This window comes from Alteromonas sp. ABV4_515, from assembly GCF_056160345.1.
Window position 1 is genome coordinate 737392 of the sequence record NZ_JBSWWZ010000002.1, and the last position, 20965, is coordinate 758356.

Annotated in this window: 14 protein-coding genes; 7 read left to right on the forward strand and 7 right to left on the reverse strand. The window is 47.6% G+C overall.

Going from position 1 to position 20965, the window contains the following annotated elements; translation table 11 throughout:
* Positions 1-58: 58 nt before the first annotated feature.
* Positions 59-1387, reverse strand: a complete 1329-nt coding sequence (gene fucP, locus ACXAGX_RS07595) for an L-fucose:H+ symporter permease (RefSeq protein ID WP_474837534.1) — start codon at positions 1385-1387, stop codon at positions 59-61.
* A gap of 198 nt (positions 1388-1585) precedes the next feature.
* Between fucP and ACXAGX_RS07600 the strand changes: the two genes are divergently transcribed.
* The 3 genes from ACXAGX_RS07600 to ACXAGX_RS07610 all read left to right on the forward strand — a co-directional run bounded on the left by ACXAGX_RS07600 (position 1586) and on the right by ACXAGX_RS07610 (position 5257).
* The gene (locus ACXAGX_RS07600) at positions 1586-2785 is read left to right on the forward strand and encodes an ROK family transcriptional regulator (RefSeq protein WP_474837536.1); all 1200 of its coding nucleotides are present in this window, start codon (positions 1586-1588) and stop codon (positions 2783-2785) included.
* 119 nt (positions 2786-2904) lie between these two features.
* Positions 2905-4245 (forward strand): carbohydrate porin, encoded by a 1341-nt coding sequence (locus ACXAGX_RS07605; protein WP_474837538.1) that lies wholly within the window; start codon positions 2905-2907, stop codon positions 4243-4245.
* A gap of 43 nt (positions 4246-4288) precedes the next feature.
* Positions 4289-5257, forward strand: coding sequence for a carbohydrate kinase family protein (locus ACXAGX_RS07610; RefSeq protein ID WP_474837540.1), 969 nt, complete (start codon positions 4289-4291; stop codon positions 5255-5257).
* A 69-nt stretch (positions 5258-5326) separates the two neighbouring features.
* Here ACXAGX_RS07610 and ACXAGX_RS07615 read toward each other — a convergent pair whose 3' ends face one another.
* Complete coding sequence (locus tag ACXAGX_RS07615) at positions 5327-6094, reverse strand: outer membrane protein assembly factor BamD (protein WP_474824563.1); 768 nt, start codon at positions 6092-6094, stop codon at positions 5327-5329.
* 168 nt (positions 6095-6262) lie between these two features.
* On the opposite strand from ACXAGX_RS07615, the gene rluD reads away from it, so the two are divergent.
* Together rluD and pgeF are read left to right on the forward strand one after the other, a co-directional pair.
* Complete coding sequence (gene rluD / locus ACXAGX_RS07620; protein WP_474837542.1) at positions 6263-7246, forward strand: 23S rRNA pseudouridine(1911/1915/1917) synthase RluD; 984 nt, start codon at positions 6263-6265, stop codon at positions 7244-7246.
* 9 nt (positions 7247-7255) lie between these two features.
* The gene (gene pgeF, locus ACXAGX_RS07625; RefSeq protein ID WP_474837566.1) at positions 7256-8002 is read left to right on the forward strand and encodes a peptidoglycan editing factor PgeF; all 747 of its coding nucleotides are present in this window, start codon (positions 7256-7258) and stop codon (positions 8000-8002) included.
* On the opposite strand, the gene ACXAGX_RS07630 is transcribed toward pgeF, so the two are convergent.
* The 3 genes from ACXAGX_RS07630 to ACXAGX_RS07640 all read right to left on the reverse strand — a co-directional run bounded on the left by ACXAGX_RS07630 (position 7999) and on the right by ACXAGX_RS07640 (position 12511).
* Entirely contained in the window at positions 7999-9804 is a 1806-nt protein-coding gene (locus ACXAGX_RS07630; RefSeq protein WP_474824564.1) for a sigma-54-dependent Fis family transcriptional regulator, read from the reverse strand. The genes pgeF and ACXAGX_RS07630 overlap by 4 nt on opposite strands.
* 110 nt (positions 9805-9914) lie before the next feature.
* The gene (locus ACXAGX_RS07635) at positions 9915-11036 is read right to left on the reverse strand and encodes an NAD(P)-dependent alcohol dehydrogenase (protein WP_474824565.1); all 1122 of its coding nucleotides are present in this window, start codon (positions 11034-11036) and stop codon (positions 9915-9917) included.
* Positions 11037-11047: 11 nt separating this feature from the next.
* On the reverse strand, positions 11048-12511 hold the full coding sequence (locus ACXAGX_RS07640; RefSeq protein WP_474837544.1) for a benzaldehyde dehydrogenase: 1464 nt from the start codon (positions 12509-12511) through the stop codon (positions 11048-11050).
* Positions 12512-12866: 355 nt separating this feature from the next.
* On the opposite strand from ACXAGX_RS07640, the gene clpB reads away from it, so the two are divergent.
* Positions 12867-15437, forward strand: a complete 2571-nt coding sequence (gene clpB / locus ACXAGX_RS07645; protein WP_474837546.1) for an ATP-dependent chaperone ClpB — start codon at positions 12867-12869, stop codon at positions 15435-15437.
* Between the two features lie 122 nt (positions 15438-15559).
* Here the strand turns inward: clpB and prsT are convergent, their stop codons facing one another.
* Both prsT and xdp1 read right to left on the reverse strand, forming a co-directional pair.
* A complete protein-coding gene (gene prsT, locus ACXAGX_RS07650) occupies positions 15560-18370 on the reverse strand; it encodes an XrtA/PEP-CTERM system TPR-repeat protein PrsT (protein WP_474837548.1) in 2811 nt (936 codons plus the stop codon).
* A gap of 83 nt (positions 18371-18453) precedes the next feature.
* The gene (gene xdp1 / locus ACXAGX_RS07655; protein WP_474824568.1) at positions 18454-19380 is read right to left on the reverse strand and encodes an exosortase-dependent surface protein XDP1; all 927 of its coding nucleotides are present in this window, start codon (positions 19378-19380) and stop codon (positions 18454-18456) included.
* Positions 19381-19706: 326 nt separating this feature from the next.
* On the opposite strand from xdp1, the gene pssA reads away from it, so the two are divergent.
* Positions 19707-20540, forward strand: coding sequence for a CDP-diacylglycerol--serine O-phosphatidyltransferase (gene pssA / locus ACXAGX_RS07660; RefSeq protein ID WP_474837550.1), 834 nt, complete (start codon positions 19707-19709; stop codon positions 20538-20540).
* Positions 20541-20965: the final 425 nt, after the last annotated feature.

Below are 20965 nucleotides of genomic sequence, written 5' to 3' on the forward strand. Positions count from 1 at the left end.
AAAAAGGCCAGCAATATTTACTGACCTTCTCGATTGTTAAACTTCTTTGCGCCTTCAATCATTTACTCGACAATGGTGACGCAGTGCGTTCCTCGGTTGAAGCTGTTTGGTCGTGCTTATGTTCACGTGTTTTGATATCAAATATACCATATCCGCCAACCACTAAAAAGCACAGTGCCGGCACAATGTAAGAAACCACTACGCCGTTAGAGTCGATGAGTGCAGCTTGGAATAGTGGCAGAATCGCACCGCCCAAAATTGCCATAACAAGGCCTGCTGCACCTAGTTTCGTGTCGTCTCCTAGTCCGTCCAGGGCAATGCCATAAATGGTTGGAAACATGAGCGACAAACACGCAGAGATAGACACCAGTGCGAGTATGCCAACAACGCCTGAGGTTTGTGTCATTACGATACACAGCGCCGCAGCAACCAGTGACATGATCATAAGCAGTCTTGCAGGGTAGAGGTACTGCATAACCCAGGTCATTACAAAGCGGGAAATCAGAAATACAATCATGCTGTATTGCAGGATTTGCCCACCATCTACTTCATTACCGCCTGTCGCTGCCATGGCGTATTGAATGGTAAACGTCCAAACACAGGTCTGCGCGCCTACATTGAAAAACTGCGCCAGCACACCGAAGCGGTAGTGACGGTTTGCCAGAAGTCGCTGGAAAGATGCACCTAAGTGAATATTTTCACTCTTTTGTTCAGTTGATTCATTCACCGGCGTCTTAATGCAAGCTATAGCAATCCACACTATCACCAGTACGCAAGCCATACCCACATACGGCAGCATAACAGCATCAAGCTCGGCACCGATCACCGATTTCAGTTCAGCCGCAGACATTGCCGCGCGCTCTTCTGCGGATGCCTGATTGAGATTCGGCAAAATAAGGGTGGCAGCCAGAAACACGCCAAGGTTGGTGCCTACCGGGTTAAAAGCCTGTGCAAGGTTCAAACGGCGCGTTGCACTTCTTTCACAGCCCATGGCCATTACATAAGGGTTGGCCGAGGTTTCCAGAATCGATAAGCCGCCAGCCAGAACGAACAAAGCGAGCAGGAAAAAGCCATACGTCATGGTTTGACTAGCAGGATAAAACAGAAAAGCACCGGCAGCGGCACAACCCAATCCGGTGAGTACGCCAGTTTTGTAAGAGAACCGTTTGTTAATGAATGCGGCGGGAATGGCCAGGCAGAAGTAAGCACCGTAGTAGGCGAATTGAACCAATGCTGACTGCAAAGACGACATAGTGAAAATTTTACTGAACACCTTTACCAGCGGATCTGTCATGTTCGCAGCAACGCCCCAGGCAGCAAAACAGATGGTAAGCAAAATAAAAGGGAGCAGAGTATCTTTTGAAACCAATGGTGCACGTTTTTGCACTTCATGCCTCTCAATGTAAAATTTTAGTTAAGCGATTTAAACAACAATTTTTTTCAGTGTCAATAAATCAACATAATTTATTTAATCTGTTTTCTTTTGATCTAGGCCGGGTGTTAGGGGATGTCTAACTAATACTGGGCATCAGGGGTTTGACGGTCTACTATAGGCTGTTGATTTAATGTAAATAAGAGTGTTGTTATGCCGAATTCAGCCCATCAGGAACCCAATGCCACGTCAGCCGTATGGCAGCAAAGCACTAAAGCCAAAGGGCAGTCAGGCCTCAGAGCTTTGAATGAGCGGCGCATTCTTACCCTCATCCGACATCATCAGCAGTTACCGAAAGCGCTAATAGCAAAAGAAACCGGATTATCAGCCCAGGCCGCCACTGTCATCATCAATCGGCTGGAAGAAGACGGCTTGCTGCAGCGAGGTGAGCCACACCGGGGCAAGCGCGGTCAGCCTAGCGTGCCGTTTTATTTGCGTGCTAAGGGGGCCTTTGGTCTAGGGTTAAAAATTGGCCGTCGTAGTATGCAGATTTCACTCATTGATTTTTGTGGCAACGTGCGTGCTTCACTCTGTGAGCATTGGCAATATCCGTGTGTAGAAGCCATGGAACGGTTCGCATCAAGAGGTCTAAAGGCCATTTTGTCTACGCTGGACGAAGACGAAGTTGGCCGGGTTAGCGGGGTTGGCATTGCTATGCCCTTTGAAATTTGGCGTTGGAGCGAACAGGCGGGGGCGCCGGCGGATAAGCTCGCGAAGTGGAAAGGGTACGATGTACTGGCGGCAATCCAATCGATTGTCGATTTACCGGTTTATCTTTGTAACGACGATACTGCAGCCTGTGCCGCAGAGCTTTGGTTTGGACAGCACCGGCAGCTTAGCGACTACCTTTACTGCTTCGTGGGGACTTTCATTGGTGGCGGCATGGTACTAAACCGGCAACTACATGTAGGCCGAAGCGGTAATGGTGGAGCGGTAGGTTCCTTACCTTTCACCTATGCCGGTAACAGCAAGCAGCTACTTGACGTGGCATCGGTTTATCTGCTTGAAAAACAACTCGAAGAAGCCGGTGTGGATACCAGCTTTATGCACGGCCGTCAGCAAAACTGGCCTGAGGACCTTCCCGGTTTAGGTGGTTGGATAGCGTCGGTTGCTGAAGGGATTGTGCATGCAGCCATTAGTGCCCACGCCTTTTTGGATTTAGACGCCGTTGTTATAGAAGGGGCGTTGCCATTGTCCGTTAAGCAACAATTGCTGGCGCGATGTAAACATCACTACCAACAGGCCGACTTGCGGGGCTTGTCTTCTCTTGCTTTCCTTCCCGGTACCGTAGGTGCTGAAGCGCGGGCACTCGGCTGTGCGAACCTGCCCTTACTTGCCCAATTTAGTTTGTAAATAATTAAATAATAAAAGTTGATTTAAATTTTCACCTGCTTTACATTGCGTTTCCAGAACCTCTGTTAATACGGTGTAATCGAGTTGTGCCTACTGATTACACCCAGTTAGGACGTAATATGAGCAGAAAAAGCATTTCAATGAAGCCACGTCTGTACCAGGCGATGATGAATGTAATGCCAATGATGGGCGTTGTTTCTTCTGGCATTTTGGCATTCAGCCTGGGTCATTCTTCCGTAGCCACTGCCGCTGAAAACAGCATGGATTATATTCACTGGCAAGCAGCGTACACCGGGGAAGCGGCTGCCAATGTGAAAGGTGGTGAGCAACGCGGAAGTGCCTACGCCGGGCAACTTTTCCTTGGCGCAGATTTCGATATGGAAAAGGCCGTCGAATGGAAAGATACCCAAATTCATGTTGCGCTGACGAATCGTCATGGCCAGAACCTGGCGCAAAACTACATTGGTAATAGTACCTCGGTGCAGGAAATTTACGGTGGACAAAGCTCCCGCTTAGCCCGGTTAACCATTGAAAAGACATTCTTCGATGGTCAGCTTCAGGTAGAAGCGGGCAGGACCGTGGCGAACATCAGTTTCCTTGGCTCATCGTTATGCCAGTATTTTCAGACCAACGCAGCCTGCGGTAATCCAACCTTCGTTTTTCGTACCAGTAACTTTACCTGGTGGCCGGTTTCGAGTTGGGGAGGACATGCCCAGTACAACATCAATGACAAGATGTATTTTCATGCTGGTGTGTACGAAGAGAATACCGTACATCAGCGACCAGGCGATCATGGTTTTGACTGGCGCACGTCAGGATCAACCGGTGTAATAGTACCGTTAACGCTGGGTTACAGAACCAGTTGGGAAAATGATAGCTATCCGCGGCAGTATGAAATTGGTGGTTGGTACGATGGTGCTGACTATACCGATCCAGCCCGTGACAGCAATGGTGATTTTGCCGCAGTAACGGCTGAAGACTATGCCACACGAAATGGTCGTTCAGGTGCTTTTGTGCGTTTTGAACAAACTGTGCTGCGACCAGATTTGAATTCTCAACGTAGTGTTACCGTTTTCGGCGCGGTTCTGACAGGGCTTTCTGGTGAGCTAACGCAAGATTACTTTATTAAAGCCGGATTTGTTAAACATGGCACCTTTGCTGGACGAGACGAAGACACCATTGGGTTTGTGATAACCCGTCAGCAGTATAGCGACGACGCCCTCGAAGACCAGGCGCTGCTCAGGATGTTGAACGGTGGCGTAGGAATGCCTGCGAGCAGTCAGACAATGATGGAGTTGAGCTACGGTATTCAGTTTAATGACCACATTCGAATTCAGCCAAACCTGCATTACATCATCAACCCCGATCAGTTTAATGAGCGGTCACGCGCTGAAGATTTACCTGATGCGTGGGTGGTGGGTTTACGACTGGACGTCGACCTGGCGGGTCTACTTTTTTAATATTAATCAGATGATTGTCTGAAACGTTAACGGGAGACAGTACATGCAGGTATTGTGTATGGGGGAAGCATTAATCGACATGCTTGCAACCAAAGAGCAAAACGGCAGCGGCACGATTGAAAGTTTCCGAAAATTTGCCGGTGGTGCGCCGGCGAACGTGGCTGTGGCGGTAGCTAAGTTAGGTGGAGACAGCGCGCTTTTTGGAAAGTTAGGTAAAGATCAATTTGGACATTACTTACATCAAACGTTAACTGAACTTGGCGTCGATACCACATTCACGGCTTTCTCTGACAAAGGCAAAACGGCGCTGGCATTCGTAGGTCTTGATGATGAGGGTGAGCGCTCTTTCGATTTTTATATTGATAATGCCGCCCATACCGACTTAACCGAAGCTGATTTGGTATCCGCGCTATTTGACCGCCCGCGAATAGTGAGTTTTTGCTCAGGGTCTTTCAGTACCTCTGCGCTACGACAGGTTACCGAAGCCGGACTCAAGCAATTTACTGATGCAGAAAGTGTACTTTGTTTGGATATTAATTACCGTCCGGCATTCTGGGATAATGTGGCATTGGCGCCAGAAGTTATCAGCGATGCGGCAGGCAAAGTAGACATGATAAAGGCGAGCCGGGAAGAACTTGTCGAATTGTATGGTGAAAGTCAGGTAGACAGTAAAATTCAGCAATGGCTAGACAGCGGTGTTTCATTGGTTTTATTAACCAATGGCGCGAAACCCGTGTCGTTTTATACCCGGGACACAGATGGCACGTTTCCCGTTCCCGAGGCAGAGGCTGTTGACACTACCGCAGCCGGAGACGCTTTCGTGGGTGGATTCTTGTTTATGATGTCAAACGCTGTGGTAAACCGACATTCATTTGTGCAGTGGGCAGGAAACTTTGAACATATTCTAACAACACTGCGGTTTGCTACCCAATGCGGTGCTGTTGCTGTAGCACGTTATGGTGCGTTCGACGCGCTGCCCGACCAATCGCACATGAATGACTTCGTGCAGTAATATTCATGTATAAAAAAAGCCGGATTACTTTAGAAAGTAATCCGGCTTTTTTGTATGTAGGCAGGGCGTTTAGCCAATAAAATCACTGTCTGGGAAATTCAGTTTCAGCGTTTTCATGGCGTTTTCTTTAAGCTCGTTCAGACCTAACAGGTCGTAGCTGGAAACCATGATTTCAAGTGCTTCTTGCACCTGGTCGGTATTGGAGTAATTTTCCAGTACATAGCGGCCACGATTCGCAGCGGCAACATAGGCTTCACGGCGCATATAAAAACGGGCGATGGCAATTTCATATTTCGCCAAACGTTGTTTAATAAACATCATGCGCTTTTTGGCATCAACGGCGTATTTGCTGTCAGGATATTGCAGAATCAAACGGCGAAAATCTTCAAACGCTTCTCGTGCTTTTGTTGGATCGCGGTCTGAACGGTCGATTTGCATCATCTCTTGAAACAGGTTGGCGTCTGATTCCATGTTGGTTAGCCCACGCATATAGTAGGCGTAGTCAACATCAGAGTGATTAGGGTTCAAACGAATGAAGCGATCGATAGTCGCCAACGTCTCGTCAATTTTTCCTGACTTGTAGTAGCTGTAAATCAGATCAAGTTGCACCTGATTAGACAAAGGACCAAACGGATAACGTGAATCCAGTTCGCTGAGGGTGGTTGCGGCTTGCCCAAAGTTACCTACTGACATGCTGCGTTTCGCATGGTCGTACATTTGCTGAGAGCCCATGTTGGCCAGTCTTGCGCGTTCTTCTGAATCGTCAGATGAGCTACAGCCCGTCACGCTAATCATGACGCCCACTACCAGTGGCATCATTAATCGAATTGGTTTCATATCTGTTGTCTATTCCTGCTTAACCGACTGATACGTCTATTACTGCATTTAGTAAGAGGCATTCTAGCGCACTCGAATACGCAAACTCCACACAAAAACCGGAAACTTTCCGATTTAACCTGCGCAAGAGTTGGTATAATGCGTTTTTTGTAACAGCGAAAGAGTTATATGACCCAGTCTGATAATACCGTCAAACTTGAGGCTAACACTGAATCACGTCATTTTGGTCTGAGGTTAGATCAGGTTTTGGCTGATTTGTTCCCTGAATATTCACGGTCAAAGCTAAAAAATTGGATTCTGGATGGCAATGTCACGGTAGATGGTGACGTTTTAACCACACCACGTCAAAAAATGTGTGGTGATGAATTTATTCAGGTTAAAGCCGAAATGGAAGTGCAGACCGCCAGCCTGCCACAGAAAATCGATTTAGATATCGTCTATGAAGATGATTCTATTCTAATCATCAATAAGCCTGCCGATCTGGTGGTTCATCCCGGCGCGGGCAACCAGGATGGTACTTTGCTGAATGCTTTGTTGGCGCATGTGCCTGGTATCGATGTTGTTCCCCGTGCGGGCATCGTGCATCGTTTGGATAAAGATACAACCGGATTAATGGTGGTGGCGAAGACCGTACCGGCGCAAACGCATTTGGTAAATCAACTTCAAGACCGGGTGATGAGCCGGGAATATGAAGCGTTGGCATACGGCACAATGGTTGCTGGTGGCATTGTTGATCAGCCTATTGGCAGACATGCAACGAAACGAACGTTAATGGCCGTTCGTGAAACCGGTAAGCCGGCAGTAACTCACTATCGTGTTATTGAAAAATTTCGCGCGCACACGCATCTACGCCTGAAACTGGAAACCGGCCGTACACACCAGATCCGCGTGCACATGGCGCACCTTAAGCATCCGTTGGTAGGTGATACGGCGTATGGTGGCAGAACACGTTTGCCAAAAGGTGCGACAGAAGAGTGTGTTGAAGTATTACGCGCTTTCCCTCGTCAGGCGCTTCACGCGGCACAGTTATCGCTGTTTCATCCTGAGACCGATGAATGGATGACCTGGCAGGCGCCGCTTCCTGATGACATGGTTCAGCTGATTGCCACTGTACGGGAAGACACTAAAATTAAAGGCATGGACGACTATTAATTGTTATCGATGATTGTTCCAGATTGGCCCGCGCCATCAAACATCTTTGCCTATACCTCGACCCGACCGGGTGGGGAAAGCACCGGTGTCTATGCAGGACGGAACGTGGGCCTACATGTTGGTGACAATGCCAGCCATGTGCTTGCAAATCGTGCGGGCTTGCCGGAATCTGATAGGCTGATATGGCTAAATCAAGTACATGGCAATACGGTCGTAGAACTGGATGCCACATTACTATCACTTGAAGCCGGTGCCATTGATGCGGATGCATCATTCAGTCGAACGCCAGATGTTGCCTGCGCAATCATGACCGCCGATTGTATTCCCGTATTGTTTACTAACAAAGCGGGAACAGAAGTCGCAGCGGTTCATGCTGGCTGGCAGGGTTTGGAAGGTCAGATAATTGCCGAAACCGTTAAACGACTGCATGCCTCTAGTCAGGATTTACTCGCCTGGATCGGCCCTGCTATCAGTCAGGCGTGTTATGAAGTGCCCGATTCCCTTGCGAGTCGATTTGCTCAATACGACGATGTAATTAAGCCCGCCGGTGTCGCCGGAAAGTCTTTACTTGATTTGGCTGGCATAGCGGCCAAACAATTAGCGGCTTGTGGTGTAGAGCATGTGGTGAACTCAGGGTTATGCACTTATCGCGACGAAACACGTTTTTTTTCTCACCGCCGTGCAACCCATCAACACCATCAAACCACTGGCAGAATGGTCTCTGTTATTGGTATTAAAGCCATAGAGCTGAGTTAATTTTCTCGCTTTTTATATAGCGTTGTGCGGGATATTCCCAGTTCACGCGCCGCCGCAGTGAGATTTCCATGGTGGCGCTGCACCGCGGCCTCAATGGCATTTTTCTCAATATTAGCCAACGTTAGCGGCTCTAATTCCTGAGGTTGGGCGTCGAATTCGACAAAATGCTCAGGTCTTAGCGCTTTCTCTCCATCAGCGATTACCGTAGCTAAATGAATGGTTTGTCTCAATTGCCTAATGTTGCCCGGCCAGGGCTGATTGATCAGCCACTGCATGGCATCTTCAGTAATTTCAGCGTGGTTGAACGATGCCACGATGGTCGTGATCAATCGGCGTAAGTCCTGACGAAGATGCAGTGGCGGCAACTTTACCTGCATACCTTTCAGGCGATAATATAAGTCTTCGCGGAACATCTGCTTTGCCACCATAGCCGGTAAATCTCTGTGGGTAGCGCAAATAATGCGAATTGATAGCGGGCGAATCATTGAGCTGCCGATGCGGGTGATTTGTCGCTCTTGTAAAAAACGGAGTAAGCGGGTTTGTAGTCGAAGTGGCATGTCACCAATTTCATCAAGTAATAGAGTGCCACCATTCGCGTCTTCCAATTTTCCTCTCGCCCCACCTTTTTTAGCGCCGGTAAAACTGCCTTCTTCGTAACCGAATAATTCCGATTCAATTAAGTTTTCGGGCATCGCTGAACAGTTAATTGCAATAAAGGGCGAGTCAGCATCAATAGTATCGTGTAGTGCTTTGGCGAAGACTTCTTTACCTGTACCGGTCTCGCCGGTAATCATAATGGGAATATCGGCTTTGCACGCTTTTACCGCAATTCCGAATTGCTTTTCGATGGCCGGTTCGGTACTCACACTTACCGGCACATAGCTTTGTTGCGGGGCATTTCTAAATGTGGTGACACCAGCGGCAAGATTGCGCACATAGATATAGGTGCCATCGGGTAAAGCGCGTTTTTCGGTTCTGGCACCGAGGTTTTTCAGGCTGCTCTGATTAAACGGTAATGACCGGGAAGAAATGCGTAGTTGAAGCAATTGTCTTGCAGAGTGACTGGCGGCCATAAAATCGCCGTTTGCTGACAAAGCAACTAAACCTTGAAAGGGTGTGTTCAATAATGTGGGAGATGACTGAATACTGAAAATATCACAACCTGCATAGTGATCGGTGAATAATTGGTTTTCTATTGCCATTGCCGATAAGCGCAGCTGTTCGAACACAACCTGGGTATTACGTTCGCCAATGCCCGTCATATCGAGGGCTCCGGCAAGTTGATTGTCAGGCCCGAAAACAGGCACCGATACACAGAAAAACCGATCAAATTCTTTTAAATAATGCTGCGGTCCGGTGAAGACAAAAGCCCTCTTTTCCCGCAAAGTGCATGCTGGCGCCGTGGTACCGATATCTGCTTCCTGCACACGTACACCTGTCTTAAGCATGCTCAGCGGCGGAGTCCCGGCATTGGTTTTGCTCCGCACTATCACCGCGTCACTATTTACACAGAAAAGACACCAATCTTCACCACCGAACACGTCCCATAAACGGTCTATTTCCGGTTGGGCGGTGGCTGCTAAGTGTTCATCGGTTTCTGACAGTGGATAGTCGTCATTTACTCGGTTTACTAACCGGCTTTCCCAGGGGTGTAAACCCGCATCCCGGGAGCGCTGCCATGAACGGGCTACCGCATCCGGTAACAGATTCTCTGGAAGAGGGTGCCCCAATAATAACTGGCGCCTTGCATCATCCAGCAAATCAGGATTTATCATAAGTTCTTGATCATGATTATTGAACACGGCAACACCTTTACCAGTTTATCTGGTGCCGATGTTATCACAATGTAAAATTGTCAGTTGGCTATTGATAGCAGGAAGGAGTGATTTCACCCCTTCCTGTGGCGGCAAGTTTACAGTTCGCCGATTTTGATGATGGGCTTCAAGGTTATGCCTTTTTCGCTATCTTCAGCAGCCTGATTGATATCGCCAAATTCGTAGAATTTAACTAATTTATCGAAGGGAAAGCGGCCTTGATTAAACAATTCTACAAGTTGTGGAATGAAGGTTTTTGGGGTGGAATCACCTTCAACGATACCGCGAATCGATTTACCGCCGAGCAGCACATCATTTACGTCAAAGGTAGCATCGGTTCCTAATGCTGGCGCACCGACTACACCAATGGTGCCCATCAGCCCCAGGGCATCAATCCCTTGTCTTAACACCGCAGGGCGGCCGGTTGACTCAAGGGCAAAGTCGGCGCCACCACCGGTAATTTCTTTTACCCGTTCAATCACGTCTTCGTCTTTACTGTTAATAACATGGGTTGCACCCAGTTCCTTTGCCAGTTCAAGACGGGATTCAACCACGTCGGTTGCAATAATCGTGGTGGCGCCGGCAACCCGTGCCGCCATTACTGATGATAAGCCTACCGCACCTGAACCATAAGACACAAAACTGCTACCCGGCGTGACTTTTAGTGAATTAATTACCGCACCAGCACCGGTTTGAATACCGCAACCGAGCGGACCTAGCAGCTCCAATTTGGCGTCTTTACTTACCTTGATGGCGTTACTTTCCAAACTCAGTGCATAGGTGGCAAAGGACGACTGGGCAAAGAAGTGATCGTGCAGCGGTTTACCATTGGCATCTTGAATAGCGGTTTCGCCATCTGTTCCTACGCCACTGAAGTTGCGAGGATAGAATTCCTGGCAATAGGTGGCATGACCGTGATTACAGGGTTTACAATGTGTGCAGTAACCGAAAGTGAGTACCACGTGGTCGCCCACCTCAAGGTCTTTTACCAGCGGGCCCACCGCCGTAATCACCCCGGAACCCTCGTGGCCTAAAACTGCAGGAAGAGGGACGGGATAGTATTGATCACGCACAATCATATCAGTGTGGCACATACCGGTTGCCACTATTTTAACCAATACTTCATCGTCTTTCGGTGCACGGATTTTCGCCTCTTCTAATTCAAAAGGGGCGCCTTTGGCGCGAGTCACTGCCGCGCGAATTTGCGTAATTTCAGACATTACCTTATTCCTTATAATGGATAACGAGGGGCTTCAGATTGGATAGTCAGCCATTGCCATTGGGTGAATTCTTCCCAATTCGCAGCGCCGCCCACACTGGTGCCGTTGCCGGATGCCCCGGTTCCACCAAATGGATTAACCACCTCATCATTGACAGTCTGATCATTGATATGAAGCAGACCCGTGTTGAGTTGCTGACTTAAGTTGAGCGCCCGCCCCACATTGGTCGCGATGATGCCCGCTGATAAGCCATACTCGGTTTGATTCGCCAGTTGCGCTGCTTCCTCATCGGTATCGAACGGAATAACAACGGCAACCGGACCAAAAATTTCTTCATTAAATGCCGGACTTTCCGGCGTCACACCGCTGAGCACTGTCGGTTGGAAAAACAAACCGGAATAATCGCCGCCAGCCTCTATTTTGGCGCCACCTTCTACAGCCGCTTTGAGAATTCGGCTAATGTTATCGCGCTGATGTTCATTAATGATTGGGCCCAGTGCGACCTGCTCGGTGGCCGGGTCTCCCACTGGTAGTTGCTTGGCTTTTTCTGCCAGCTTACTGACAAACGCCTGATAAATTTTACGCTGAACAAGAATGCGGCCGGTCGACATACAAATTTGCCCCTGATGTAACCAGGCACCCCAGGTCGCGTTCGCGATAGCAAGATCGATGTCGGCATCGTCCAGAATGATCAGAGAGTTCTTTCCACCCAGTTCCAGAGATACTTTTTTGAGATGGCGGCTGGCAGCTTCGCCTACTTTTTTACCCGCGTTGGTCGAGCCAGTAAACTGAATCATCGCCACATCCGGGTGTTCGGTTAATGTGGCACCGGCTGCGCCATCACCTGGTAACATATGCAGTATACCTTCAGGTAACCCGGCTAATTCGAACACCCGAGCGATAGTTACGCCACCGCACACGGCGGTTCGGGGATCAGGTTTAAGTACAACCGCATTACCCACTGCAAGCGCCGGAGCAACCGCACGAATGGCCAGATACAGTGGAAAGTTAAATGGCGAGATAACGCCAACCACACCTAAAGGTTTACGACGGGCGATACTAATTTTACCCGGCGCGGCAGGTAAGACTTCTCCTTGACTTTGTGAAGGCAAGGCTGCGCTTTCGTTCAGCACTTTTATACTGAGTGAAACTTCAAATTCGGCCTTTGCTCGAATTGAACCACTTTCGCGGATCAACACATCGGTGATGTCGTTAAAGTGCTCTTGCATCACCTGAGCGGCTTTGCGCAATACAGCAGCTCGCTCTTCAAAGTGGGTGGCAGACCAGACGGGGAACGCTTTTTTCGCTGCAGTACAGCTTTGGCTCACATCTTCTGGACTCGCCATGGCGATTTGTCCAAGTTCTTTTCCAGACGCAGGTTCAGTCACAAAAACCGGCTTGGCTGAACCAGATACCCATTTGCCGGTAAAGAGTTTTTCCTGCCAAACCGCATTGGCAATGAATGATTCTGTCATTACAACCTCTTTCGTTTAGGCTCACAGAGCCAGTGTTTGATTCATCGGTGTCGATGTACATCTTATTAACAGCATCACCTGTGCCAGCCGCTGTTTTCGGGCAATAGGTATTGAATATGTCCAGCCAATGAACAATGTGAGTGTCTGGCATGTTCATAACCTGAACACTGTGCGCGAAACGTGAGAGCCGTTTGTAAATTTTTCGATTGTGGAAAGAAAGATAGTAATGACACACTAAAAAGATTGACTGACATCAATGAGTGGATAGGTTCATCACTAATTTTTTGCGTAATGAACTTGAATAGCATGTGTGCGATACCTATTTAAATAGCACTACTTTTGCAGGGGGCTTTTCATGCGATTAGATAGATTTACCAGTAAGTTTCAATTAGCGATATCCGACGCACAGTCATTGGCACTGGGTCGTGATCATCAGTTTATTGAGCCCGTGCACCTGATGACAGCCATGCTGAATCAACAAGGTGGCTCAGTGCGCCCGCTTCTCGATCAGGCCCACGTTAATGTGAATGCATTACGTTCTTCTTTGGCCGAAGCTATCGAGCGTCTTCCCCGCGTTGAAGGGATTGGTGGCGATGTGCAGCTAAGCAAAGAAAGCGGCATTTTGCTAAACCTGTGTGACAAAATTGCACAGCAGAGAAAAGATGAATACATCACGTCAGAAATCTTTGTACTGGCAGCGTTAGACGACAAAGGCAAGCTTGGTGAATTATTGCGAAGTTTAAACATCACCCGCGACCAGTTGGAAAGCGCGATCGACAAAATGCGTGGCGGTCAGAAAGTGACAGATCCGAATGCCGAAGATGTTCGTCAGGCACTGGAGAAATACACTACCGATCTGACAGAGCGGGCAGAGCAGGGCAAGCTCGACCCGGTAATTGGCCGTGATGATGAAATTCGCCGCACCGTGCAGGTGCTACAGCGCCGTACTAAAAATAACCCGGTATTGATTGGTGAGCCTGGTGTAGGTAAAACCGCCATTGTTGAAGGCTTAGCACAGCGTATTATTAACGGTGAAGTGCCCGAAGGTCTGAAAGACAAGCGTGTGCTATCGCTGGATATGGGCGCGCTGGTGGCCGGAGCAAAATTCCGCGGTGAGTTTGAAGAGCGCTTAAAAGCGGTGCTCAATGAGCTCGCCAAAGAAGAAGGCCGGGTGATCTTATTCATCGATGAGTTGCATACGATGGTCGGCGCCGGTAAAGGCGAGGGTGCCATGGATGCGGGTAACATGCTCAAGCCTGCACTTGCACGTGGGGAACTTCACTGCGTGGGCGCTACTACGCTGGATGAATACCGCCAGTATATTGAAAAGGATGCCGCGCTTGAGCGTCGCTTCCAGAAGGTGCTGGTGGATGAGCCAAGCGTTGAAGATACCATTGCTATTCTGCGTGGTTTGAAAGAACGTTATGAACTCCATCACTCGGTAGATATTACCGATCCAGCCATTGTCGCTGCGGCTACGTTGTCGCATCGTTACATCAGTGACCGTCAGTTGCCTGACAAAGCTATTGATTTAATTGATGAAGCGGCTTCAAGCATACGTTTGCAAATCGACTCTAAGCCTGAAGAAATGGACAGATTGGAACGTCGTATTATTCAGCTTAAGTTGGAAGAGCAAGCGCTGGCAAAAGAAACCGACGACGCCAGTCATAAACGACTTGAAATGATCGAGTTGGAACGTGAGCAGGCAGAAACCAAATTTGGCGATCTTGATAAAATATGGCGTGAAGAAAAAGACGCCATGCAGGGCACGCAGTCTATCAAGACTGAACTCGAGCAGGCAAAACTGGATTTGGAAATTGCCCGCCGTGCCTCTGATCTAAACCGCATGTCCGAATTGCAATATGGCCGAATTCCCGAGCTTGAAATGAAGCTGGAAAAGGCGGCCGAGAATGAGACGCGCGAAACGCTGTTGCTGAAAAATAAAGTGACCGATGTAGAAATAGCCGATGTGCTTTCACGTTGGACCGGTATTCCGGTAGCCAAAATGCTTGAGGGTGAGCGTGACAAACTGCTGCGTATGGAAGACGTTCTTCATACCCGCGTTGTGGGCCAGGCTGAGGCGGTAAGTGCCGTTTCAAACGCGATCCGCCGGTCTCGGGCCGGTCTTGCCGATCCAAATCGACCCATTGGTTCGTTCCTGTTCCTCGGCCCGACGGGTGTCGGTAAAACAGAGCTTTCCAAAGCGTTGGCTGGCTTTTTGTTTGACACCGAAGAAGCGTTGGTGCGCATTGATATGTCGGAGTTTATGGAGAAGCACTCTGTGTCCCGACTCGTCGGTGCGCCCCCGGGTTATGTGGGGTATGAAGAAGGGGGTTATTTGACAGAAGCGGTCAGACGCAAGCCTTACTCTGTTATCCTGCTGGATGAGGTGGAAAAAGCCCATCCCGATGTGTTTAACATTCTGCTTCAGGTACTGGATGATGGCCGCCTTACCGATGGGCAGGGACGCACGGTGGACTTTAAGAACGCCGTTGTGATCATGACGTCGAACTTGGGCTCAGATGTCATTCAAGACACCCATGATGACAATCAATATGATGAAATGAAGCAGCGAGTGATGGGCGTAGTGAGTCAGCACTTCAGACCGGAATTCATTAATCGGGTAGATGATCTGGTGGTGTTCCATCCCCTGGGCAAAGAGCAGATTAAATCGATAGCCAAAATCCAACTTGCCTCCTTACGTCAGCGCTTAATTGAAAAAGGTTACAAACTGGAATTGTCTGGTGCTGCCATGGACAAATTGGCGGATGCCGGTTTCGACCCGGTGTATGGCGCACGCCCACTCAAGCGCGCTATTCAGACGCAAATAGAGAACCCTTTAGCGCAACAGTTATTGTCTGGTGTGTTAATGCCTGAGTCGACTATTCGCATCGACGTGCGGGATGATGAGTTAATTATCGTCTAAGTATTCTTAGGCTGAGTAAACCAGGCAATTTTGGTTCGCTCAAACGTGGTTAGCGTGTCGCGTAAAACAAAAAAGCCGTGGTACTGAGAAGTACCACGGCTTTTTATTAAAGCGGCTTTATTTTAGTTTATCGCCAGCATTTTTTTGGCATCAGTTTTACCATTGAAATCGAATTCTGAATTCGCCGCTAACTCAAGGTGTTCGGCAGCTTCCCCTTGGCGACCCATTTTCGTTAGGGTATAGCCAAGGTGATAGCGCAATTTCGGATTCGTTGCATGACGGCTAAACGCGCGGCGAAGCATTTCCAGACTCTCCGCGTATTTTCCTTCTTGCGCGAGTACCCAGCCATACGTATCTAAAATCTCGGGGTCGGCAGCGTTTAATTCAAATGCCTCTTTAATCCAGATACTTGCTTGCTGAGTGTTGGTATCGGCTGTCATCTCAGCAAGGCGGTTCAGTACCTTCGATTTATTAAGCACATTAGGTAACTTGACCAACTGGGCGTAAATCGGTACCGACTTTTCGAACTCACCCGCGTTGTAAAAGTACTGGGCGAGAAGGTTTGCTGGTAACAAATATTGTGGATGCTCTTTCATCAGCTTCGACGCAATAGGCACGAAACCTTTAGGGTAATCGTTGCGCTCTGCCATTTTGTAAGCGGCGATAAGTGGTTGCGCGTAAACCGGTGCAAGGTCCAGTGAGCGGCCGTATGCTTGCGCTGCTCTATCAAAACTCTGGCGGCTTTCAGCTAACAAACCCGCGACATACCAGAATTCAGGATTATTCTGATTTTGGTCGATTCTAGATGAAATAGTACCCGCGGCATCTGACACTTTACCCATAGCAATTTGCAGCTTTGCAGTATGCAGGGCCAAACTGTTGTCGTAAGGCGAAATTTCGCGCGCTTTCAGGAAGCTTTCAAGTGCCTCTCCCGGACGACCAAGCTTGATAAGAATATTGCCGTAACGTTGGAGATACTTCGCACTGTTCTGAATACCGTCGCGGGCTAGCACAATAGCTTGCTCAGCTTCATCGTTGCGGCCCATGCCCGTCAGAATGTCAGCTTTCTGAAGTAGATAGGCAGGGTTATCAAAGTCTTCCTTAAGCAGTTTCTCAAGTTGGTACAGCGCATCATTCATGTTGCCTTTGCCAGCGCTAATTTGAACCAGTTTCACCCGAGCTTCTTCATTACGAGGGTGAAGGGCTAATACGTCGTTGTAAATAGCGATCGCATTTTCCATATCGCCGAGGAGCAGTAAGTTCTGCGCTTTAAGCAATTTTGAAGGAACATGTCGAGGCACTTGGGCGATCAGTTCGTCCAAAATAGTCAGAGATTCAGCAACATGACCTGTCTTTGCGTCTACCGATGCAAGGTTGAAGCGAGCAGAGAAGCTACTATCATTCAGCTCAAGCGCTTTGTTAAGCAGTGCGCGGGCCTTATCGTATTCTTCTTGTTGCATAAACAGACTGGCTTTTAGGTTATAGACATCTGCCTTGTCTGGAAATATATCGATAAGTGCGTCTGCACTCTTGTGGGCGTCATCATAAAAACCATAACGCATCTTCATGGACGTATACGTAAACAGATACGTTGGATTTAGCTGTTGGCTTTCATAGTTTTTCTCTAGCAGTGCCAACGCTTCTTCACGCTGCCCGCGCACAGTCATCAACTTAATTTTGAATAGCTCAAGTTGAAGCGTTCGAGGATATTCTTGTTCAAGAAGACGCACTAAACTGTCAGCACGAAAGCTCTTATTCTGGTCGATGAGCAAGTCACCAAGTAAGAGTGCCGCGTTGAGGTCTTGCATTAGCAGTGTTTGTTTCTTCTCAAGTAAACTTAATGCAAGTTTAGGACGCTGCGTGGCAATATAGGCTTTCGCTAGCAGCTTAATTGCCTGTAAGTCGTCTGGCGTTTTATTCAAATAACGCTCAAAGTCACCCACTGCTTTTTCAATATTGCCGTTAAAGTAGGCAGTGAGGCCGCTGATATAAATCAGTAGAGGTTGAGACTCAACCACGTCAGGAGACAGTTCTGACAGGGTATTGCTGAGCTTCTGCATTTCTGTGTTACTAGAACGTATCGTTTGCTCCTGAGTCATCAGCCAGTTATTGAGTAGAATGGCAAGTGGATCATCTGGCGTACGTGACATGATTTCGTCAACGTATTTGCGTGCACTTTCGAAGTCATCACGTGCAATGTAAATGTTCACGAGGTTACGTAACGCAATGGGGTCGTCTGCGCTTATGTCTAATGCATGTTTAAAGTCTGTAATTGCGCCATCAACATCACCTTTCCGGTAAGTAAGCTGACCCATAAGACGCCACAATATAGCGTTGTCTTCATTAATAGACTTAGATTGGTTTAAGTAGTCTTCAGCTTTTTTCAGATCGTCGGCTCGCATGGCAATGGCGGCCAGGCCGGTAAAGGCATTCTCGTGATTAAACGGCATTGTCAGCATATCTTGATAAGCTTGACCTGCGCATTTGTCATCGTCTAATTTGGTACAGGCCGTTGCCCGTATCTGTAGCCATGCAGATTTTTGCTTCGACCCAAGACGTTTATAGTCTTGAAATTCAATAATGTCGCTGAAACGGTTCATGAATAACCAAGCGGTACCGAGAGGCTCAGCAACCAGGTTAAGGTCTGCTCCCATATCAATGGCTTCCTGGAATTCCAGTTCAGCCGCTCGAACATAACCGTTTTGCAGTAGTAATCGACCCATCAGGATTTTCGCTGTCAGATTATCAGGGTCTTTTTTCAGGCTATTTTTTAAATGAACAAAGGATTCTTCGTAGCGCTTGTTGTTATAAGCATCCAAAGCCTGCTCGTAGTCTTCAAAAGTTGTTGCCGACGCAGAAGAGAACGTGACCATACCAATGGCACCGAAGAGCGCGTTTCTTACTAATGAAGTTAAAATCCGTTGTTTATTCATATCACACCTGAATTTGAGTGAATTAAAAAAGGTGGCATACGCCACCTTTCAAATACGAAGCCTGTAGAGCGTAATCGCTGGGATTATGCTTTACGCTTTCTACGCCACATGGCCAGTGCACCACCCATGAATAACATAGCAAAAGTACCAGGTTCGGTTACTTCTGTTGGTGGGTTAGTTGGAGGAGTGTCTCCGCCTTTCGCATTGAAACCAATAGACGCTAACTTAAAGCCGTCGTTGAACATAGTATGCCCGATATCACCAAATACAGTGTTATACGCACCTATAATCCAGTATTGAGAATAAACACTTTCCATATCAACCATGGCCAGGTTAGTGTCGTCACAGTTCAGTACATCGAACGAGCCAACAGACATCGCGCTACCAGCGATATCTGACCAAGTGTTTGCACCAGACGTTAGCATTGATGTATCGCTAAGAGCCGCTACAGATACCTGAGTTTCAGTGTCTTCCCACAGCCAACTGAAAGTTGCACCTGTTACATTTACTTCTTCATCAAAAGAAATAAGGATGTAATCAAAGTCTGTTTCGTAATTAACGATTTTCTTACCGTCTTTACTAGCCCAGTAAGCTTCCCATTCGTTATCTGCAGAGTGTTCAGGCGACTCATGGTAACTTTCATCGGCGTTAACAACGCCGTAGCCAGAACCGTATTGTGCTAGATCAGCCGCTTCTACGATGCCGTCACCATACATTTTGTAATCGCCATAGTTGCCTTGTCTAACAAAGCCCGCAGTATCTGAATACGCTGATGCGTTGATAGTAACGCCATCTACTACTGCTCCAGAAATACCATCTGATACCAACTCATATTTCAGATCATCATCGAAATAATCAGCTGCGTTACAACCTGAGCCGGTATTACCATCACTGCCACAACCACTGTGCCAATTACTGCCCTTACCGCCCCATGTAGCATGGGCAGGAGCAGAAGCAGCTGCAGCGGCAAGGACGAGTGTCGTCACTGACGCAATTTTACTTAATTTCATTTAAAAACCCCTTTTATACCTCGATTTCATACCTCAAAGACAACTCAGCACTAAATGTGCCAACTTTTAAGGTTATGAATATATTAGGTTTTTTACGCCAAAATTTTAGGTTTGAAATAGCCTACGTAAAAAATACTGACATTGGCAAGATCTGCTAAAATCAGATTTTTCTCATTAAATACAGCTATTTATTGTAAGATCAAAAAACGTTTTTTAACGTATGTGGTCACATACTAAGTTATTCGGCGTGCTTTTGAATTTGAGCCGTGCGTGCACAATTGATGTATGAAATAATGTGCCAGTCAGCTTTAAACATAAGAGGGTGTATGACAGATACCAAACGGAAGGGCATTTATCTATTGCCTAATCTTCTTACCACAGCCGGATTATTTTCAGGCTTTTATGCAATAGTCGCTTCGATGAACGGGAGTTTCGAAGCCGCTGCGGTTGCAGTTTTTGTTGCCATGATTTTCGATGGCCTGGACGGTAGGGCTGCCAGAATGACGAATACACAAAGTGCCTTCGGCGCCGAGTATGACTCAATGGCTGATATGGTTTCTTTCGGTATAGCACCTGCATTGGTGGCGTATAACTGGGGATTAAGTGAATTAGGTAAATTTGGCTGGTTAGCTGCCTTCATCTATGTAGCGGGTGCAGCATTACGTTTAGCAAGATTCAATACCCAGGTTGGCATTGCTGATAAACGGTTCTTTCAGGGGCTCGCGAGTCCAGCTGCCGCTGCCGTCGTATCTGGTCTAGTGTGGGTCGGCGTTGAATACGGTGCTAATGGCGATGATTACGGCGTTATCGTGGCCTTAGTAACTGGGGCTGCAGGTTTACTCATGGTAAGTAACTTTAAATACAATTCCTTTAAGGAAGTGAATTGGAATGGAAAAGTGCCTTTCGTTGCCTTGCTTATCATTATGCTCATCTTTGTTGTTGTGGCGACCGAGCCTGCACTTGTTTTATTCCTGGTGTTTGCCTTGTACGCATTAGCAGGGCCTATTAATACATTTAGAACGGTAGATAAGATGACACTTCATGATGTCGTAGGTGATCATGAAGAGAAAGATGCAGACTTTACGACTCATGAAGAATCAGTCTCATCAGAGCAGGAAAACGTGAATAGCGACAACATCAATAGTAAGAAACCTGAATAGCACTGAAAACAGTGCAATTTGATGCTTTAATTTGATGATTGAACAAAAAGCGACCGAATAGGTCGCTTTTTTCATTTTTATGACAGATAGGGGTTGACGAAAAACCTCTGGAGCGTAGAATGCGCACCACTTCGACGGGGAACGTCAAACGAACCACGAAGAAGTCGTTATAGGAAGTTATCTTAACCTCAAATAACGGTTTTCAGCCAAAACAACTTGCGAAATAAACTTTCAAAAAGATGTTGACACTGAAAGCGAAGCGCGTAGAATGCGCGTCCCGCTTCGGGGTAAAGCTTCGAAGCCGCTAAGTAGAGCTTTTAAATAAGCACTTAGTATTGTTCTTTAAAAATGTATAACAAGACAATCTGTGTGGGCACTCGTTAAGAGTGTCAACCGACGATTCATAAAAGTTTTTCGATATATTT